10 protein-coding genes and 1 pseudogene are annotated in these 17,833 nt (G+C 36.1%); all 11 read left to right on the plus strand.

Features of this window, described 5'->3' with window-relative positions:
* Positions 1-103: 103 nt before the first annotated feature.
* Positions 104-2,248 (plus strand): ATP-dependent helicase, encoded by a 2,145-nt coding sequence (locus tag DWW70_RS00165; protein ID WP_199669310.1) that lies wholly within the window; start codon positions 104-106, stop codon positions 2,246-2,248.
* 334 nt (positions 2,249-2,582) lie between these two features.
* Positions 2,583-2,936: a hypothetical protein gene (locus DWW70_RS00170; RefSeq protein WP_118649051.1), complete on the plus strand. Its 354-nt coding sequence runs from the start codon at positions 2,583-2,585 to the stop codon at positions 2,934-2,936.
* A 30-nt stretch (positions 2,937-2,966) separates the two neighbouring features.
* Complete coding sequence (locus tag DWW70_RS00175) at positions 2,967-4,535, plus strand: type I restriction-modification system subunit M (RefSeq protein WP_118649052.1); 1,569 nt, start codon at positions 2,967-2,969, stop codon at positions 4,533-4,535.
* A pseudogene (locus tag DWW70_RS15545) lies at positions 4,532-5,536 on the plus strand (restriction endonuclease subunit S); the annotation flags it as partial. The gene DWW70_RS00175 and the pseudogene DWW70_RS15545, both read left to right, overlap by 4 nt.
* Before the next feature lie 99 nt (positions 5,537-5,635).
* The gene (locus DWW70_RS15065; protein ID WP_243017627.1) at positions 5,636-6,331 is read left to right on the plus strand and encodes a hypothetical protein; all 696 of its coding nucleotides are present in this window, start codon (positions 5,636-5,638) and stop codon (positions 6,329-6,331) included.
* A 17-nt stretch (positions 6,332-6,348) separates the two neighbouring features.
* Positions 6,349-6,954, plus strand: coding sequence for a restriction endonuclease subunit S (locus tag DWW70_RS00185; protein WP_118649053.1), 606 nt, complete (start codon positions 6,349-6,351; stop codon positions 6,952-6,954).
* A gap of 3 nt (positions 6,955-6,957) precedes the next feature.
* Entirely contained in the window at positions 6,958-7,959 is a 1,002-nt protein-coding gene (locus tag DWW70_RS00190; RefSeq protein ID WP_118649054.1) for a DUF4238 domain-containing protein, read from the plus strand.
* Complete coding sequence (locus DWW70_RS00195; RefSeq protein WP_118649055.1) at positions 7,941-11,132, plus strand: type I restriction endonuclease subunit R; 3,192 nt, start codon at positions 7,941-7,943, stop codon at positions 11,130-11,132. The genes DWW70_RS00190 and DWW70_RS00195 overlap by 19 nt, the downstream gene beginning before the upstream one ends.
* A gap of 14 nt (positions 11,133-11,146) precedes the next feature.
* Positions 11,147-12,412, plus strand: coding sequence for a hypothetical protein (locus DWW70_RS00200; protein ID WP_118649056.1), 1,266 nt, complete (start codon positions 11,147-11,149; stop codon positions 12,410-12,412).
* Between the two features lie 54 nt (positions 12,413-12,466).
* Entirely contained in the window at positions 12,467-17,005 is a 4,539-nt protein-coding gene (locus DWW70_RS00205) for a hypothetical protein (RefSeq protein ID WP_118649057.1), read from the plus strand.
* 42 nt (positions 17,006-17,047) lie between these two features.
* A complete protein-coding gene (locus DWW70_RS00210) occupies positions 17,048-17,779 on the plus strand; it encodes a nuclease-related domain-containing protein (protein ID WP_118649058.1) in 732 nt (243 codons plus the stop codon).
* The last annotated feature ends 54 nt before the right edge of the window (positions 17,780-17,833 follow it).

Consider the following 17,833-nt stretch of genomic DNA (forward strand, 5'->3'; position numbering starts at 1 on the left):
TTTTTTATGTGAAGATCGTTCTGGTGTAAAACCATGAGTGTAGTGACAGGAAAGATATAATCTGCTATACTGAACATATGTTTGTGAATATATGGAGGACTGTATGGATAATTTTATAGATGAACTGAATGAACAGCAAAAGGAGGCAGTGACCGCCACAGAAGGGTATGTGCGCATAATTGCGGGAGCGGGAACCGGCAAGACAAAGGCGCTCACTTACAGGTATGCGTATCTGGTGGACGAGCTTGGAATATCCACATCGAATATACTGTGTGTCACATTTACAAATAAAGCGGCGAGGGAGATGAGCAAGCGTATCAGACAGATGATCGGGGACAGTGATACGGGATACATCTGTACATTTCACGGCTTCTGTGTGAAGCTTCTGAGGGAGGATATCCATGTCATCAATTATCCTCAGAACTTCGTGGTGATGGACAGCGAGGACACGGAGGAGATACTCAAAACTGTGTACGAGAATGCCCATATACAGTCGAGAACATATACATTTGACATGGCCAGGGATCACATATCGGCTATGAAGAACGAGATGCAGCATATCGCATATTTGGCGGACATAAGCAACGACAGACTGCTGGCGGATTATGAGAACGCCTCAGACATTCCTGAAAAAGTATTTCTGGGATACCTGTACGAACAGAAGAAGGTGTATGGACTTGACTATGATGATCTCATAACCATTGCGCTCCACATCCTCAGAACTGATGCGGAGAAATGCCGCAAATGGCAGGAACGCATGATGTATGTCATGGTGGACGAGTTTCAGGATGTCAGCGGTAACCAGTATGCGCTGGCGGAGATACTCAGCGGCTATCACAGGAATCTGTTCATCGTGGGCGATCCGGATCAGACCATATATACGTGGCGCGGGGCAAGGATAGAGTACATACTGGAATTCGACAAGAACCATGAGAATACACAGACCATATTCCTCGACACGAATTATCGTTCAACTCCTGACATACTGGCGGTGTCCAACTCACTGATCGAGAAGAACAGGAACAGACTGCCCCACAGGCTTGTGGCTGTGAAGCCGTCTGAGGCACGCCCTCTGTACGTACATTCCAGGACCACCGGGGATGAAGCCCAGTGGGTGACAAATGAGATAAAAAGACTGGTTGAGGCGGGCACAAAGTACAGTGACATAGCCGTTTTGTACAGGTCACATTTCGTGTCGAGAAGCATAGAGGAAGCATTTATCAAGACAAAGATCCCGTATATCCTCTACAGCGGAACGGAGTTCTACAAACGCAAGGAGATAAAGGATGTGCTGGCATATCTCAGGATGGTGGCATACGCGGATGATCTGTCATTTCGCAGGGTGATAAATGAACCAAAGCGGAACTTTGGCAAAAAAAGAATGTCGATGCTGAAGTCGTACTGTGAGACTCACAGATGCTCACTGTACAGCGGTCTTCAGGATCTTCTGGAGGAGAAGACTGTTAAGTCGACAGGTGTTTCAGCCTTTGTCGAGATCATAGAAAATTTCAGGAAGACATACAAGGAGAAAAGTCTGTCAGACCTTGTGACAGAGCTCATGGCAGCCACGGGCTACGAGGCGATGCTCAGACAGGCAGGCGAACAGGAAAGGATGGACAACCTGGCAGAGCTGAAGCAGTCGATAGACGAATATGAGAAGACCTCCGGTGAGGAGAATACGCTGGAGGAATATCTGCAGAGCATAGCTCTCTACACGAACAATGACAGGGAGAAGGACAAGGATTCTGTGACGATGATGACCATACACACCGCAAAGGGCCTGGAGTTCCCATATGTGTTCGTGTGTGGTGTAAATGAAGGTATATTCCCAAGCAAGCACGTGGACACTGAGGCAATGCTCGAGGAGGAACGACGCATGGCATACGTGGCATGTACCAGAGCGGAGCGCGGTCTGTACATCAGCGATGCCGAGGGGCTGAACTATGATGATTCATTTAGATATCCTTCTAGATTCATATTCAATATAGACCGGGAAGCCATCGACTACGTGAACGAGCTCCCACAGCGCCTTGTCGACGACACGAAGAGCTACATAGCCGCAAATGAAAGCCGCTATATGCCGCTGGACACCGAGCTAAAGCCCGGCGACCGGGTGAGACATAAGGTGTTCGGCGAGGGCACGATAACCGGTATCAGGGGAGATATAGGGTGCTATGTGGTTAAGTTTGATAGGGTGGAGACGGAGAGAAATTTGAAGATTGGGGTGGGGCTGGAAAAACTCGGTTAATGAAATAGACATGGGCAGACCACTAGAATGTGGGCTGTCCTTTTCACTTTGTTTGGTGAGGAAAAAACAGTACAGCAAATGGAGTAGAATTGTATAAAAGGTTTTTTAGAAGGCGGTATGGTAAAAGGATGGTTAAGATTGTTAATTATGTGGAAACAATGGCATAAGTAGTCGGAAAAAAGAGGAAGAGCAGTTTTACATATAGAAAGATATATTGTAAAATATAAAAAGGTGTATGCAAAACGAAAGGACATAAAAACTATAACATTTGTAAAACTAAAATATGAACTGTAATAAAAGCTTGTATTTTATATAAATCATAAAGGAGGTAAAAATGTATTATTTGGTTCATACAGTGAGTGTGATAATTAGACAGTTTTTTGTATCAAACCCATTTGAAAATGCAGCCATAGAAGTACCATTTGGTCCAGTTTTTTTCAACATGATAATAGGGGCAGCGCTTGTGCTAATTACATATATGGTTGTAGGGATATTTTATAAAAGAAGAAGTTCACCAGCAGTAGGTAGTATGTTATTTCTCTTGTTTTATTTAGTACATAATGGGTTATTGGTATTGATGTCGAAAGTCGAATTTAATAAAATTCTAATTGGAATTATATTAGTGGCATATATGGCATTTCTTACTATTTCAAAAAAGGTAGTAATGCGCATAACATGTGATATTTAATATAAAAAGATAAAATGCAGGAGAGATTAGATGGTAGACACAAAAAAAGAACAGGAACGAGATGAACTTCATCGCGCCATCTGGGCGATAGCAGATGAACTACGTGGAGCTGTGGACGGATGGGATTTCAAGAATTATGTATTAGGAACGATGTTCTATAGATATATTTCTGAAAACCTTTGTAATTACATAAATGAGGGCGAGGCAGAGGCTGGTAATACAGACTTTGATTTTGCTGTGATGCCTGATGAGGAGGCAGAAGAAGCTAGGGAAGGTCTGGTAGAGGAAAAGGGATTCTTTATTCTTCCGAGTGAGCTGTTCTGTAATGTCAGAGCAAGGGCGGCAGAAGACGAAAATTTGAATGAGACACTTGAAAGAGTATTTAGGCATATAGAGGATTCCGCAAAGGGCAGCGAGGCAGAGAATGATTTTGCAGGACTCTTTGATGACTTCGATGTTAATAGTAATAAGCTTGGTTATACTGTTGCCAAGAGAAATGAGAAACTTGTAAAGCTCCTCAATGGGGTGGGGGATATGAATCTTGGCGATGTGAAAGATCATTCCATAGATGCATTCGGTGATGCGTATGAGTATCTCATGACTATGTATGCGTCAAATGCAGGAAAGTCCGGCGGTGAGTTCTTCACGCCTGCGGATGTGTCTGAACTTCTTACAAGGCTTGGAACAGTTGGCAAGACCGAAATAAATAAGGTATACGATCCTGCCTGCGGATCTGGTTCATTGTTGCTTAAGGCGGAAAAGGTTCTAGGTAGGGAAGCCATCAGAAACGGATTCTATGGACAGGAAATAAATATAACTACATATAACCTGTGCCGTATAAATATGTTCCTTCATGATGTTGGATTCGATAAGTTTGATATAGCTTGCGAGGATACACTTACCAGCCCGCAGCATTGGGATGACGAGCCATTTGAGCTTATAGTGTCTAATCCGCCGTATTCAATAAAATGGGCTGGCGACGAGAATCCACTTCTTATAAATGATCCAAGATTTTCTCCTGCGGGAGTATTGGCTCCTAAGAGCAAGGCGGATATGGCATTTATAATGCATAGTTTGGCATGGCTTGCGTCAAATGGAACTGCAGCGATAGTATGCTTCCCTGGCATTATGTATCGTGGTGGCGCAGAGCAGAAAATCAGAAAATATCTTGTAGATAATAACTATGTGGATTGCATCATACAGTTGCCAAGCAATCTGTTCTTTGGAACTTCAATAGCAACGTGCATTATGGTTATGAAGAAGAATAAGACAGATAATAAGACTTTGTTTATAGATGCAACCAAGGAGTGTGTCAAGGTTACAAACAACAATAAACTGACACCGGAGAATATAGATAGAATTGTAGAAACATTTACAAAACGTGAAGATGTTCAGCATTTTTCACATCTGGCTACATATGAAGAGGTATCTACAAATGACTATAACTTGTCTGTGTCAATATATGTTGAGGCTGAGGATACGAGGGAGAAGATTGATATTGTAAAGCTAAATGCGGAGATTAAAGAGATCGTTGCTCGTGAACAGGTGCTTCGTGATGAAATTGATAAAATTATTGCAGAAATTGAGGAGGGCGTATGAGTAAGTTAGATGAATTGATTGCTGAGTTATGCCCAGATGGAGTGCCATTTAAGAGAATAAAGGATGTGTACACAAGATTAAAGGGAACACCAATTACTGCGGGAAAAATGAAAGATATTGCTAGTGATGAGGGAGAAATAAGAATTTTCGCTGGTGGAAAAACAGTTATTGATGCGCATGAGGAAGATATTCCAAAAGCAAACATTACACGTGTTCCAGCAGTTCTTGTTCAAAGTCGAGGTGTTATTGATTTTGTGTATTACGATAAAGCATTTACTTTTAAAAATGAAATGTGGGCATATACAGCAGAAAATGATGTTAGTGTAAAATTTTTGTACTATGTATTGAAAAATAATATTTCATATTTTCGTGAAGCAGCATCAGGAATGGGATCTTTACCTCAAATTTCATTAAAGATTACTGAGGATTATAGACTCCCCGTACCTCCTCTTGAGGTACAACGTGAAATAGTCCATATTTTGGACTCTTTCACGTTGCTTACAGCCGAGCTTACAGCCGAGCTTACAGCTCGTAAGAAACAGTATGCATTTTATCAGAATAAATTATTAAGATTTGATAATAAAGTTAAGATAGTTAATTTATCGGATATTGCAGATATTGGGACAGGTAGTAGTAATACAAATGAAAGTATTGATGATGGCAGATATCCCTTTTATGTTAGATCCCAGGAACCGTTGCGAAAAAATGATTTTGAATTTGATGAAACTGCAATAATTACAGCAGGAGATGGAGTAGGTGTAGGTAAAGTTTTTCATTATGTTGAAGGAAAATATGCATTACATCAAAGGGCATATAGAATACATATTAATAGTCCGGAAGTGTTGCCAAGATATTATTTTCATTATATGAGAGCGACATTTTTATCATATATTCAAAAATCCATGTTTCAAGGTTCTGTTGCGTCAATAAGGAGACCGATGTTAAATGCGTTTCCAGTACCAATACCACCATTGGATGTCCAACAAAGATTAGTTAATGTATTGGACAATTTTGAATTGATTTGTTCTGATTTGGGCATTGGATTGCCGGCTGAAATAGAGGCACGCCAGAAACAATATGAATATTATAGAGCTGTACTGTTGACATTTGCAGAGACAGGAAAGACAATCCTAACAGACAGACAGACAGACAGACAGACAGACAGACAGACAGACAGACAGACAGACAGACAGACAGACAGACAGACAGACAGACAGACAGACAGACAGACAGACAGACAGACAGACAGACAGACAGACAGACAGACAGACAGACAGACAGACAGACAGACAGACAGACAGACAGACAGACAGACAGACAGACAGACAGACAGACAGACAGACAGACAGACAGACAGACAGACAGACAGACAGACAGACAGACAGACAGACAGACAGACAGACAGACAGACAGACAGACAGACAGACAGACAGACAGACAGACAGACAGACAGACAGACAGACAGACAGACAGACAGACAGACAGACAGACAGACAGACAGACAGACAGACAGACAGACAGACAGACAGACAGACAGACAGACAGACAGACAGACAGACAGACAGACAGACAGACAGACAGACAGACAGACAGACAGACAGACAGACAGACAGACAGACAGACAGACAGACAGACAGACAGACAGACAGACAGACAGACAGACAGACAGACAGACAGACAGACAGACAGACAGACAGACAGACAGACAGACAGACAGACAGACAGACAGACAGACAGACAGACAGACAGACAGACAGACAGACAGACAGACAGACAGACAGACAGACAGAGCATAATTAAGCTTTTACAGTACGTGTTTGGATATGCTGTTGTTAAGTTTGGGGATATAGCATCAATAACAAGAGGTGCGTCACCGCGTCCAATCAAAAGGTATATTACATCTAGTGAACAAGGTATTAATTGGATAAAAATTGGAGATGCTGGGATAAATACAAAATATATTACTCAGACAGCAGAAAGAATAACAATAGAAGGTGCAGAAAAGTCAAGAAAAGTAAAAAAAGGAGATTTCATTCTATCAAACTCAATGAGTTTTGGAAGACCATATATTTTACAAATAGACGGATGTATTCATGATGGCTGGTTATCAATTAGTGATTTTGAAGATTATTTTGTACCAGACTATTTATATCATTTATTGAGCTCTGATAGTTTACAGAATGAAATGGGGAAAAAAGCGTCATTTGGAGGCGCTATACAGAATCTTAATGCTGAGATTGTCCGATCATTAGAATTACAAATACCATCAATAGATGAGCAAAGACGGATCATAGATTTGCTTGATAAATTTGAAGTTATCTGTAATGATTTGCAGTCAGGACTTCCAGCAGAAATAGTGAAACGTCAGAAACAATATGAATATTATAGAGACAAGCTTTTATCATTTAAGGAGTTGTGATATATGCCAAATGGTTCTAATAGAACAGAGAAGCAACATTATGTTCCACGGGTATATTTGAGAGGCTTTGCACCACAATACTTGGACAAATGTAGTGAAAATAGTAAAAGCTCAAAAACTAAATATTGTGTGTTTTACTATGACTTACAAGAAAGAACACAAAGCAAAATAGCGGTACCAGTAAATTCGGTTTGTTTTGAAAGGGACTTGTATGAGGTTACGGGTAAAAAAGGCGAAGTAGTTTATGATAACAGGTTGGAGAATTGCTTTAGTATATTAGAGAATCGGTATGCAAAACTTAGAACAAATATTGAAAAGAAGGCATTTGTCAAAGATAACTACAAGACAAAATGCTTTTTAACACGTGACGAGAAGCTACATTTAATGGGATATATGACAATACAACTACTCAGAACTCCGACTTTTTTGAACTTAGCATTAGAAGTAGCTAAAGAGGTATGGAAGAATGACAAAAGTGAGGAGCAGTTAAAGAATATTGTTCGCATTCAGTGTTTATCCTTTATAGATACTTATTGTAGGAATGATGAGAAGTATGTAGATAACAATAAAAAATTTGTTGGAATAAGCGATAACCAATTTGAAATACTTGGTTCAATTATTGGACCTATGGTTGGCATGTCTTTTATGATAGGTGTTGATAATAAGTCAAGATTGATAACATCAGATAATCCAGTATATATAAGGAATTCAAATAAAGAATGTCTGATGAAAGGCGAGGTTGTTCAAAACGATGAGATTATATTTCCAATTACGGCCAGCTTATGTTTGATTATGGTTGGTGGAGAAAATAAGGACAAGTATCCAAAGAATTGTTTATTTGAGATAACGGATGAATGGAGAAAACATATATTTGAGGCGATGTGCCGTACTACAGATAGAAAGATATTTTCAAATCACAAGTTTGATAAAGATGAATTAAAAATCATAGATGGAGTACTTAATGATAAGGCAAAGGGGGATACGGAGTGTCATATTTTAACATAGTAGCGGAGACATCTGAGAATACAGTTGTTACAGAATATGAACCGGTAAAAAGACGATCTGATAGTTATCAGAGCGAGGCAGAGTTGGAGCAGGAGTTTATAAGGATGCTCTGCGAGCAGGGGTATGAATATCTGCCATTACATACCGAGCGGGATATGATAAGTAATCTTCGTGAGAGGCTGCAGGAACTCAACAATTATGAGTTCACAGATAAAGAGTGGACATATTTCTTCAATAATGATATTGCAAATCCAAACTTTAGTTTGCAGGATAAGACACGTAATATTCAGGAGGATTACAGAAAAGTTCTTAAGCGGGATGATGGCTCAACCAAGAATATTTCACTTATTGACAAGACCAATATCCACAATAATAGGTTGCAGGTTATAAATCAGTATGTGATGGGGCTTCAGGATGGGGCAAAACATGACAACAGATATGATGTGACAGTTCTTGTCAATGGACTGCCACTTGTTCATGTTGAGCTTAAACGAAGGGGAGTTCAGATACGAGAGGCATTCAATCAGATCAATCGATATAAGAGAGATTCTTTCTGGGCAGGCAGTGGGCTTTTTGAGTATGTCCAGATCTTTGTAATTTCAAACGGAACAAACACCAAATATTATTCAAATAGCACGCGCGATAATGCCATAAGGGATGCTAAGGCTGGCAATGCAAAACGCGGAAAAACAAGTAATAGCTTTGAATTTACCTGTTTTTGGGCAGATGCAAATAACAGAGTGATTCCGGATATGGTTGACTTTACAAAGACTTTCTTTGCAAAGCATACGTTGCTTAACATACTTACAAAGTATTGTATATTCACATCTGAAAACATACTCATGGTAATGCGTCCGTATCAGATAACAGCGACAGAGAGAATATTGAATCGAATAGAGATAGCTAATAACTATAAAAAGTATGGAAGTGTAGCTGGTGGAGGATATATTTGGCATACCACAGGATCAGGAAAAACACTCACATCTTTTAAGACTGCAAGATTGGCTTCACAGCTTTCGTATATAGATAAGGTTTTATTTGTCGTTGACCGTAAGGATCTGGATTATCAGACTATGAAGGAGTACGACAGATTCGAGAAGGGAGCTGCAAATAGTAACAGTTCTACACGTATCCTGAAGAGGCAGCTTGAGGATAATAATGCGCACATAATAATCACGACTATTCAGAAACTGGCTACATTTATCAAGAAAAATCCTGAACATGAAGTTTATGACAAGCATGTTGTTATCATATTTGATGAATGCCATAGAAGTCAGTTTGGTGATATGCATACAGCAATAGTTAAGAATTTCAAGAGATACCACTTGTTTGGTTTTACGGGTACACCGATATTTTCGGTCAATTCAGGAAAAGTAAAGAATCCAGAGTTTTTTACAACTGCTCAGACATTTGGAGATCAGTTGCATGCCTACACTATAGTTGATGCCATCAATGACAATAATGTGTTGCCGTTCCGAGTTGATTACATCAAGACAATGGATGTGGATGAAGAAATCGCAGATGAGATGGTATGGGATATCAACCGTGAAAAAGCTATGATGGCGCCGAAGAGAATAGAGTTGGTTACAAAGTATATATTAGATCATTTTGATCAGAAGACATATAGGGGTGACAAGACATACATATACAATACTCTGACGAATATACAGGAGGTTGCGTCTGCTGAGAGAGGTGCAGTTGAAGAAGTCAAAAGGTCGCAGAGACTTAGTGGTTTCAATTCGATATTTGCAGTAGCTTCTGTTCCTATGGCAAAACTGTATTATCAGGAGTTCAAACGCCAGATGAAACTGGATCCGACAAAGCATTTGCGTATTGCAACTATCTTCAGCTATGCGGCAAATGAAGAGGAAGTGGATGGCCTTCTTGACGAAGAGAATTCGGAGGATACAACGGCACTTGACCAGACTGCGAGGGACTTCTTGGATGGTGCAATAGATGACTATAATAAGATGTTCCACACAAATTATTCAACCGATGGTGACAGATTCCAGAATTATTATAAGGATGTATCGCTCAGAATGAAGAATAAGGAGATAGATTTGTTAATTGTTGTAAATATGTTCCTTACGGGATTTGATGCAACGACACTGAATACATTATGGGTTGATAAAAATCTGAAGATGCATGGTTTGATCCAGGCATTCAGCAGGACAAATCGTATATTAAACTCTATAAAGACATTTGGGAATATCGTCTGCTTTAGAAATCTTCAGAAGAGAGTGGACAGCGCAATATCACTGTTTGGTGATAAAAATGCAGGTGGGATAGTTCTTCTCCAGAGTTTCAAAGATTATTATTACGGCTATGAATCGGTTGATGGCGAGCATATGCCAGGATATGTAGATATGGTAGAGGAGCTTAAGGAGAAATTCCCACTTATGGATCCACAAATAATAGGTGAGCATAAACAGAAAGCCTTTATTGCGTTATTTGGTGCATTCCTGAGAATGAGAAATCTTTTGTTGTCATTTGACGAGTACAAAGGAAATGAACTTATTTCTGAACGTGATTTGCAGGATTATCTTGGACGTTATCAGGATTTGCGCGATGAATGGAGACGCAAGAGAGAGAATAATGAAAGTACAGATATAACGGACGACATTGTATTTGAGGTTGAGCTTATAAAGCAAATAGAAATCAACATAGATTATATACTCATGCTTGTCAAAAAATATCATGATACACATTGTGAGGATAAGGAAGTCCTCATAACTATTAAGCGAGCAGTAGAGGCGAGTCCAGAACTCCGTAGCAAGAAAGCATTGATAGAAAGTTTCATTGCAGGAATCAATGATGTAGAGGATGTAATGGCTGAATGGCGGGAGTTTGTTGTAGAGCAGCGTGAAAATGATCTTGCTCAGCTCATATCCGAGGAGCGCTTGAATCCAGAGAACACGAGACGCTATATAGAAAATGCATTCCGCGATGGAGAAATCAGAACAGCCGGAACTGACATAGACAAGCTTATGCCACCAGTTTCAAGATTTGGAGGAAGCGGACGTGACAAGAAGAAACAGGCGGTCATAGAAAAACTGAAACAGTTCTTTGAGAAGTATTATGGTGTCGGTGGAGCTATGAGTATAGGTGGCACACAGAAGGTTATGTATGGTGAGAGTCGTGGCGAGATTGGTATGGTTGCGGAGGATGAATGAATAGGAGATAGCAAATGAATAAATGTAGTGTGTATGTATCTAATATGGAGTCAAAATATGAAGGACAGTATGATTTGAGAGAAGGATATCTGGAAGTGATGATATTTGATTACTATGGGGATATTGATGAATATACGCCAATAGGTTCGGAGGTTTCCTATAAGAATATTTATATAGCGGATTTATTAAGTAGAAAGTTTATGTTTTCATCAAGGTTTCATAGAGTGTGTGGAAAAAACGGATTGACACAATACCAAAAATATAAAACAGATTTTTATTTAGCAACAAAAAAAGAAAATGATTTTGAGGCATTTTTTCATGACATAAATATTAATGGGGTTATTTTATATAATTCTGTATTAAACAATTTATATAATAATCCTTCAATAGTTATTAGTGAAAATGAAAAAGAGATTGTTTATAGACAAATACTTAACCCAGACAAAAAAATTATAGAAATAAACAAGAATAATATAGATTGTATAGAGTTTTTGGGAACTTGTAATAGTATTTCAAAAAATGATAACCGAAATATTACTATTGAGTCGGAGAATAAAGCTAAGATTAAGTTGAATCAACCTATAAAATGCGAAGAGGTTTTAAAATATATAAATGAGTTTGATGTAATTATGAATTCCTACTGCTTACTAGGAATACATTCTTATACTACATACATTATTACTACTGACAATAAGTGTTTTGATGTAAAGCATAAATTACTTTGTAAAGATAAGTATTGTGAAAAAGTGTTATACCAGCCGGTAAAAGTGGATTTTTTTGTATATGTTGAGAAAATGTATAAAACATTAGATTATAGGACTACAGCCAATAGAAATAAATATGTCCCCTTTGGCTTTATTTCTCCCACAACATTGGAGGAACAATTTGTTTTTTATTTTAGGTGTATTGACTTATATATGGGAGAATATTTGGAGAAAGAAACAGGAAAGTATCCAAGTAATTATGATAGGTTAAGTACTTTTGTTGATGAGAATATAGACCTATTTAGATATGATGAAGAAGTTAATATTGAAAATTTGAAAAAGGAGTTAAACAGCTTAAGAAACCAGTATATTCATGAAGGATATTATTTATGTAATAATAAATTTTCGGTTACAGAGAAAAAACGAAAATTATATGATAAAGAATTGGATTATATATGGCTGTTAAAGATGGTTAAGATATTTAAGTATGGGGTATACAAAATGTTATATACCAAAATATTAACCTGTGAAATTGATGAAGCTCAATTAAAAAATGTGTTAAAATGTTGGGTTTAATATTGATAATTATTATGCTAATGATAAGTGAATTTTATGTAGGAGATCAGATAAATGCCATTAGAATCGGGTGGAAGAGCAGATAAACAGGGAAATAGGTATGAAATATCATGTATTACATATGAGTTGTTGAAGATAGTCAGTGAAGAAAATAGTAGTGTGGTAATAGAAGCTTTAGGTGATGATGAAATTGCTACGGATATTCTTGTTACTGATAATAACGGAATAAAAATACATAAACAGTGCAAAGCCAGAAATTCAAGTATGGAGTATTGGACTGTTTCAGATTTGAATTTAAGAGGAATATTGCAAAATTGGAAGTTTCAACTTGATAGAGATTGTAATAGAAAAGTTTCATTGATGAGTGCGATAGGGTGTAGTCATATAGTTGATTTACATTTGCGAGCAATAAATACCAGTGAAAATCCAAGGGATTATATAGATTATCAAATAAAAAATTCAAGCACTGAGTTTAAAAAATCATATTATTCGTTTTGCACATATATGAAATTGGATACTTCGAATGAAATGGATTTGTATAAAAGTATAGATTATCTGAAACGGATAAATATTGAACAAATGTCAGAGTATGATCTTAATGAGTTAATAAATCAGAAAATTAGCTTTTTATTTACTAATGATCGCGAGACAGTTAGAGACGCATTAACTAGATATATTATAGATGGTGACATATGTGGTCAGAATATAACGGTTGAGGTTTTACATAAAATATTTGATAAGAAAGGGATAACATTAAGTGGGATTAATTCAGATAATATGATTTATCCACGGATAAAATTATTAAATCAAGAATACCGTGAGAGTTTTAAAACGTTAAATGGAGGCCTTATCAATCGTAAAGAATTCGCTAAATGTAAAGAGTTTATAGAAAATGAAACTTCATTTGTTATTTCGGGAGGGGCTGGATATGGCAAAAGTGGCTGTACAGAGTCGATATTGAATTATTGTGAAGAGACCAATATTCCGCATTTAGCGATAAAACTTGATAGAAAAATGCCAAGAGAGAATAGTAAAGAATGGGCAAAAAAATTGGGATTACCTTGTACGGTAGAGTATTCTCTTCATCGGATATCATTAGAAAGCAAAGCTGTTTTAATTTTTGATCAATTGGATTCTTTGAGATGGACTCAGTCAAATTCTGCTGAACCATTATCAATATGTATTGAAATAATAAAACAGATAAAAATTCTTAATGCTAATAGAAAACATAAAATAGTAACAGTATTTGTATGTAGAGATTTTGATTTGAAAAATGATAATAATATCAAGAATTTGTTTGAAAATGAAGATGGCAATTCAGAAAAATGGGAACAAGTATGTATTGGAAATATAGATGATGAGACGGTACAAAATATAGTTGGAGAAAAATATATTTTTTTGGATAAGAAGCTGAGAAATATATTGCGCATACCAAGTAATCTTTTTATCTGGCAACATTTGGATACGGATAATATATGTAAAAAATGTAATACAACATATAATTTGATAGATGAATGGTATAAACAGATTCTTAATAACGCAAACAATTCAGGGCTTGAAGATAAGAATATAACAGAAACATTAGAGAGCATTATAAGTGTCCTAGATAGAAATGGGGAAAGTTATATTCCAAAAGCAGTACTAAATGTTAGTCAAATAGGTTTGTCATATTTAGAGCATTCTGATTTAGTTGTTGTAAATGGGAACAAAATTGGATTTGTTCATCAATCTATCTTGGATTTTTTTATTTCCAAAAAAATGATAAAAGATTTTTATATTAATAATAATATTGAGCAGATAATAGGGGATAAAAGTAAACAGACTCCTGTTAGAAGATATCAAGTGCAGATGTTTCTACAATACTGGTTGGAATATGATTCTTCAGTATTCTTAGATGCAGGGGAAGAAATGTTGAAATCTTCAGAAGTACGATATTATGTAAAGTATGTCTTTTTTGAGTTATTAGGACAGGTATCAGAAACGGATGAGGTAATAGAAGAATATGTTATAAAAAACTGCATGGATTCCACGAAAAGAAATACGTTGATAGATAATGTTATTTTAGGGAGAAAAACTTATGTAGATATATTACTTAAAAATGGAATATTGGAAAAATGGTTTTATGATGACAATCTTAAGGATATAGTGATTAGATTATTAGATTCAATAAGTGTCGACTTAGATGATAGATATGTAGAATTTATAGAAAAACATGCATTTGTTAATGTTGAGGATGATGAAAGGTTTAAGCAATGTTTTTATCATAATATTGAATCTGAATCTGACGAATTGTTCAAATTAAGATTGAAATTTTATAATAAATATCCTAATTGGATTCAAGAGTTTTATATAAATGTATATAATTTAATGAAACAGTGTCAGATTAGGATGATAATGTTAATAACTTTGTTATTGAAAAACCATATGTCATCATCGGAAAAAATAATTTATAAATATGAAGAAGAGTTTGTGGATGTAACTGATAAAATGTTGGTGCAAAATGGCGAAAAGATACTAGAAGAATTGATTCCATATATTCCATTAGAAGATGATATAAGGATAAAGTATAGCAGTTGGAATGGAAATGGTTTATATAATAAGAGCATAGAGAGGGTAGCTGTTGAATTAATTAAAAAGGCAAATGTTGCACTCATTTCAAAAAATCCAGATTTTGTATGGCGTTATTATGAGAGATATATGGGGAAGAATTATTTGGTTTTTAATGAGATAATTTTGCATTTCCTTTCCTATTTACCTGAAAATTATAGTAATAAAGTTATAGAATATATTACTAGAGATTTTGAAAGAAGGATATTTGATTATACAAGTAGTGAGAAGGATCAACTAGTATTAGCCAGAAGAATATTAGAAGTTCACATATCTAGTTGCGATAAATTGAGACGAAATGAGTTCCTTAATGCTTTAATAAAGTATATTCCATCAACAGGAAAAGAGAGGTATAAACAAAGAATTGAGTATAATAGAAGACATAAAGACGAATCTGTATATTGGAGTTTTTATGGGGAATTTCAATATAGCTTGTTAAAGTGTATTCCATATAACCTATTGGATAATTATTGTAGAGAATTGGTAAGTGTCCTAGATAGAAAGTTCAATGGTGTAATATATTTATATAATAAAGAAAATGGACATGCTGGATGGGTGAAGTCACCGGTATGTGGTAAAAAACTAGGGGTGACACAATGGAAACAGATTATAACTAATACCCGAATTGTGAATAGAGAAAACAGGAAGAACATACAGTGGAAAGAAGTTGAGGGGGGATTCATAGAAAGTTCACTAGAACTATACGCTAGAGATTTTCAGGCGGCGGTATCATCTAATATAGTAGATATAATAAATATGGTGCTTTCAGTGAAAAAGGAGAAAATTGATAAAATATATATTAATTCCTTATTCTATGGTGCATCAATGGCTGAAAGTATTAATGATGTTGATGTAACTGTATGGGAGAAACTTTTCTCAAGATTTCCATATTATGAGAATCCAGATATAGCATTTCCGTTTTGTGAGATTATTAGAAAGGTGGAGCTTAATTCGTGGTCAAAAAATACAGTTAGACAGTTGTTCGAAATTGCATCAGATTATGAAAAAATCATAGATACAGCTCAAGAAAGTAGTGAGGAGTTATTATCTAAATCTATAAATTGTGCAAGTGGATATGCAATAAATGCATTAGCAAATTTGTTATCAAAAAATAATTTATTACTTTCCCAAAGTAAGGATTTAATAGATAGAATGATTAAAGATAATAATAAAATTGTGCAGTTTTCGTGCTTTCCGTTATTGTACCAAATAAATTATTTCGATAGACAGTGGGCAGAAGAAAGGATGATTAATTTATTTAAATTAGATATTCGAATGGTTGGAGTAATGTATTCAAGAAATTATCTTCTTCAAATGTATAACGAATATCCACAAGATGTACTTCAAATTATAAACACTTGTTTTATGTCTCAAGATAAAAGATTAATTGAAATTGGTGGATATGCTATAGGTGAGCTTTATATTACAAAAGATGAATTTAAAGATACTATAATTAATATCAAAATGATGAACAAAAATCAAAAAAATGCAATCGTTCATATGGCAGTATGTTATTTAAATGTGCCGGAATATAGAAACAAAAGTAAAGAAATCATTTTGAGATATATAAGGTTTAGTGATCAGATTAGTTATCCTATGTGGAATATATTTAGAGATAATATGCTTGATTTAGAGTCTGATTCAGAATTTTTGATAGAAATAATGAAATCTAATGTTAGTGAATTGTTGTTAAATTCATTTATTACTTATTTAGATAGCTCGATAGGTTCTTTGAAAGCTTATGGGGAAATAATAATTACTTTATGTCAGAATTGTTTAAATAGAGTAGATGGTAATAAAGATGCATCCTATGGTATAGTTGGGCATATTTCAAGATTAGTGCTTACTTTATATGATGAAACGGTCGGCTGTAAATCAGAAACATATAAAAAAATCGCAGAAAAGTGTCTGGATTTATGGGATATAATGTTTGAAAAACAAATAGGATATACTAGAGCATTGAGTTTACAACTGATGGATAGGTAGAAGAAAAAGCATAATTGTATAATAGACAAGAAAGAGAATTGTATGGGATTATTTGAAATACTAAAAGGTGAACAGCCAGGCATAATAACCTCACTCCTGCATTACAGAAATGTAGGGCAGTACGGTGAGTATTTAACAGAATATGCACTTACACATGACAACATAGCTGGTGATCTTGTTGTCCTCAAGAATGTTTATGTTCCGACAGGCAACAAGACTACGGAAATAGATATGCTTATGATCCACGAGAAGGGCATATTTGTAATAGAGAGTAAGAATTACAGCGGGTGGATATTTGGCGATTGCAATCAGTTGAACTGGACACAGAGCTTTCCGAATGGGGAGAAACATAAGTTTTATAATCCAATAAAGCAGAACAGGACACATATAAAGGCGTTGGCAGAATATCTGGGAAAGCCAGTGTCAGAATTTATGTCGTACATAGTATTTTCTGAGAGGTGCACATTGAAGAAAGTACCGCCAGATACATCGGATGTTATAATAGTGCGTAGACCACATATGCTCAAAAGGTTACGTTCTCAGATTGACAGTATGCCAGTTAAGTACACTCATAATGAGATAGTGGCGATGAAGGACAAGCTGACAAATCTGACCAATAAGAGCACTGCTGAAAAGAAACAGCATATTGAAAATATTAAGACAAAGTGTCCGTTTTGTGGTAGTGATCTTGTGAAGCGAAATGGCAAATATGGCGCGTTCTGGGGATGTAGCGCATATCCGAAGTGCAAATTCACAAGACCAATAGATAAATAACATCGAGAATGTGGCACCGGAAATGATCAATTCAGGTAATCATGTGGATCTTTC

Source organism: Coprococcus sp. AF16-5 (genome assembly GCF_003479365.1).
GTDB lineage: Bacteria > Bacillota > Clostridia > Lachnospirales > Lachnospiraceae > Coprococcus > Coprococcus aceti.

What these genes read in the sequence shown, in the direction of transcription:
- DWW70_RS00165 (WP_199669310.1), top strand. Translation starts at nt 104, where the DNA reads ATGGATAATTTTATAGATGAACTGAATGAACAGCAAAAGGAGGCAGTG.
- DWW70_RS00170 (WP_118649051.1), top strand. Translation starts at nt 2,583, where the DNA reads ATGTATTATTTGGTTCATACAGTGAGTGTGATAATTAGACAGTTTTTT.
- DWW70_RS00175 (WP_118649052.1), top strand. Translation starts at nt 2,967, where the DNA reads ATGGTAGACACAAAAAAAGAACAGGAACGAGATGAACTTCATCGCGCC.
- DWW70_RS00190 (WP_118649054.1), top strand. Translation starts at nt 6,958, where the DNA reads ATGCCAAATGGTTCTAATAGAACAGAGAAGCAACATTATGTTCCACGG.
- DWW70_RS00200 (WP_118649056.1), top strand. Translation starts at nt 11,147, where the DNA reads ATGAATAAATGTAGTGTGTATGTATCTAATATGGAGTCAAAATATGAA.
- DWW70_RS00205 (WP_118649057.1), top strand. Translation starts at nt 12,467, where the DNA reads ATGCCATTAGAATCGGGTGGAAGAGCAGATAAACAGGGAAATAGGTAT.
- DWW70_RS00210 (WP_118649058.1), top strand. Translation starts at nt 17,048, where the DNA reads ATGGGATTATTTGAAATACTAAAAGGTGAACAGCCAGGCATAATAACC.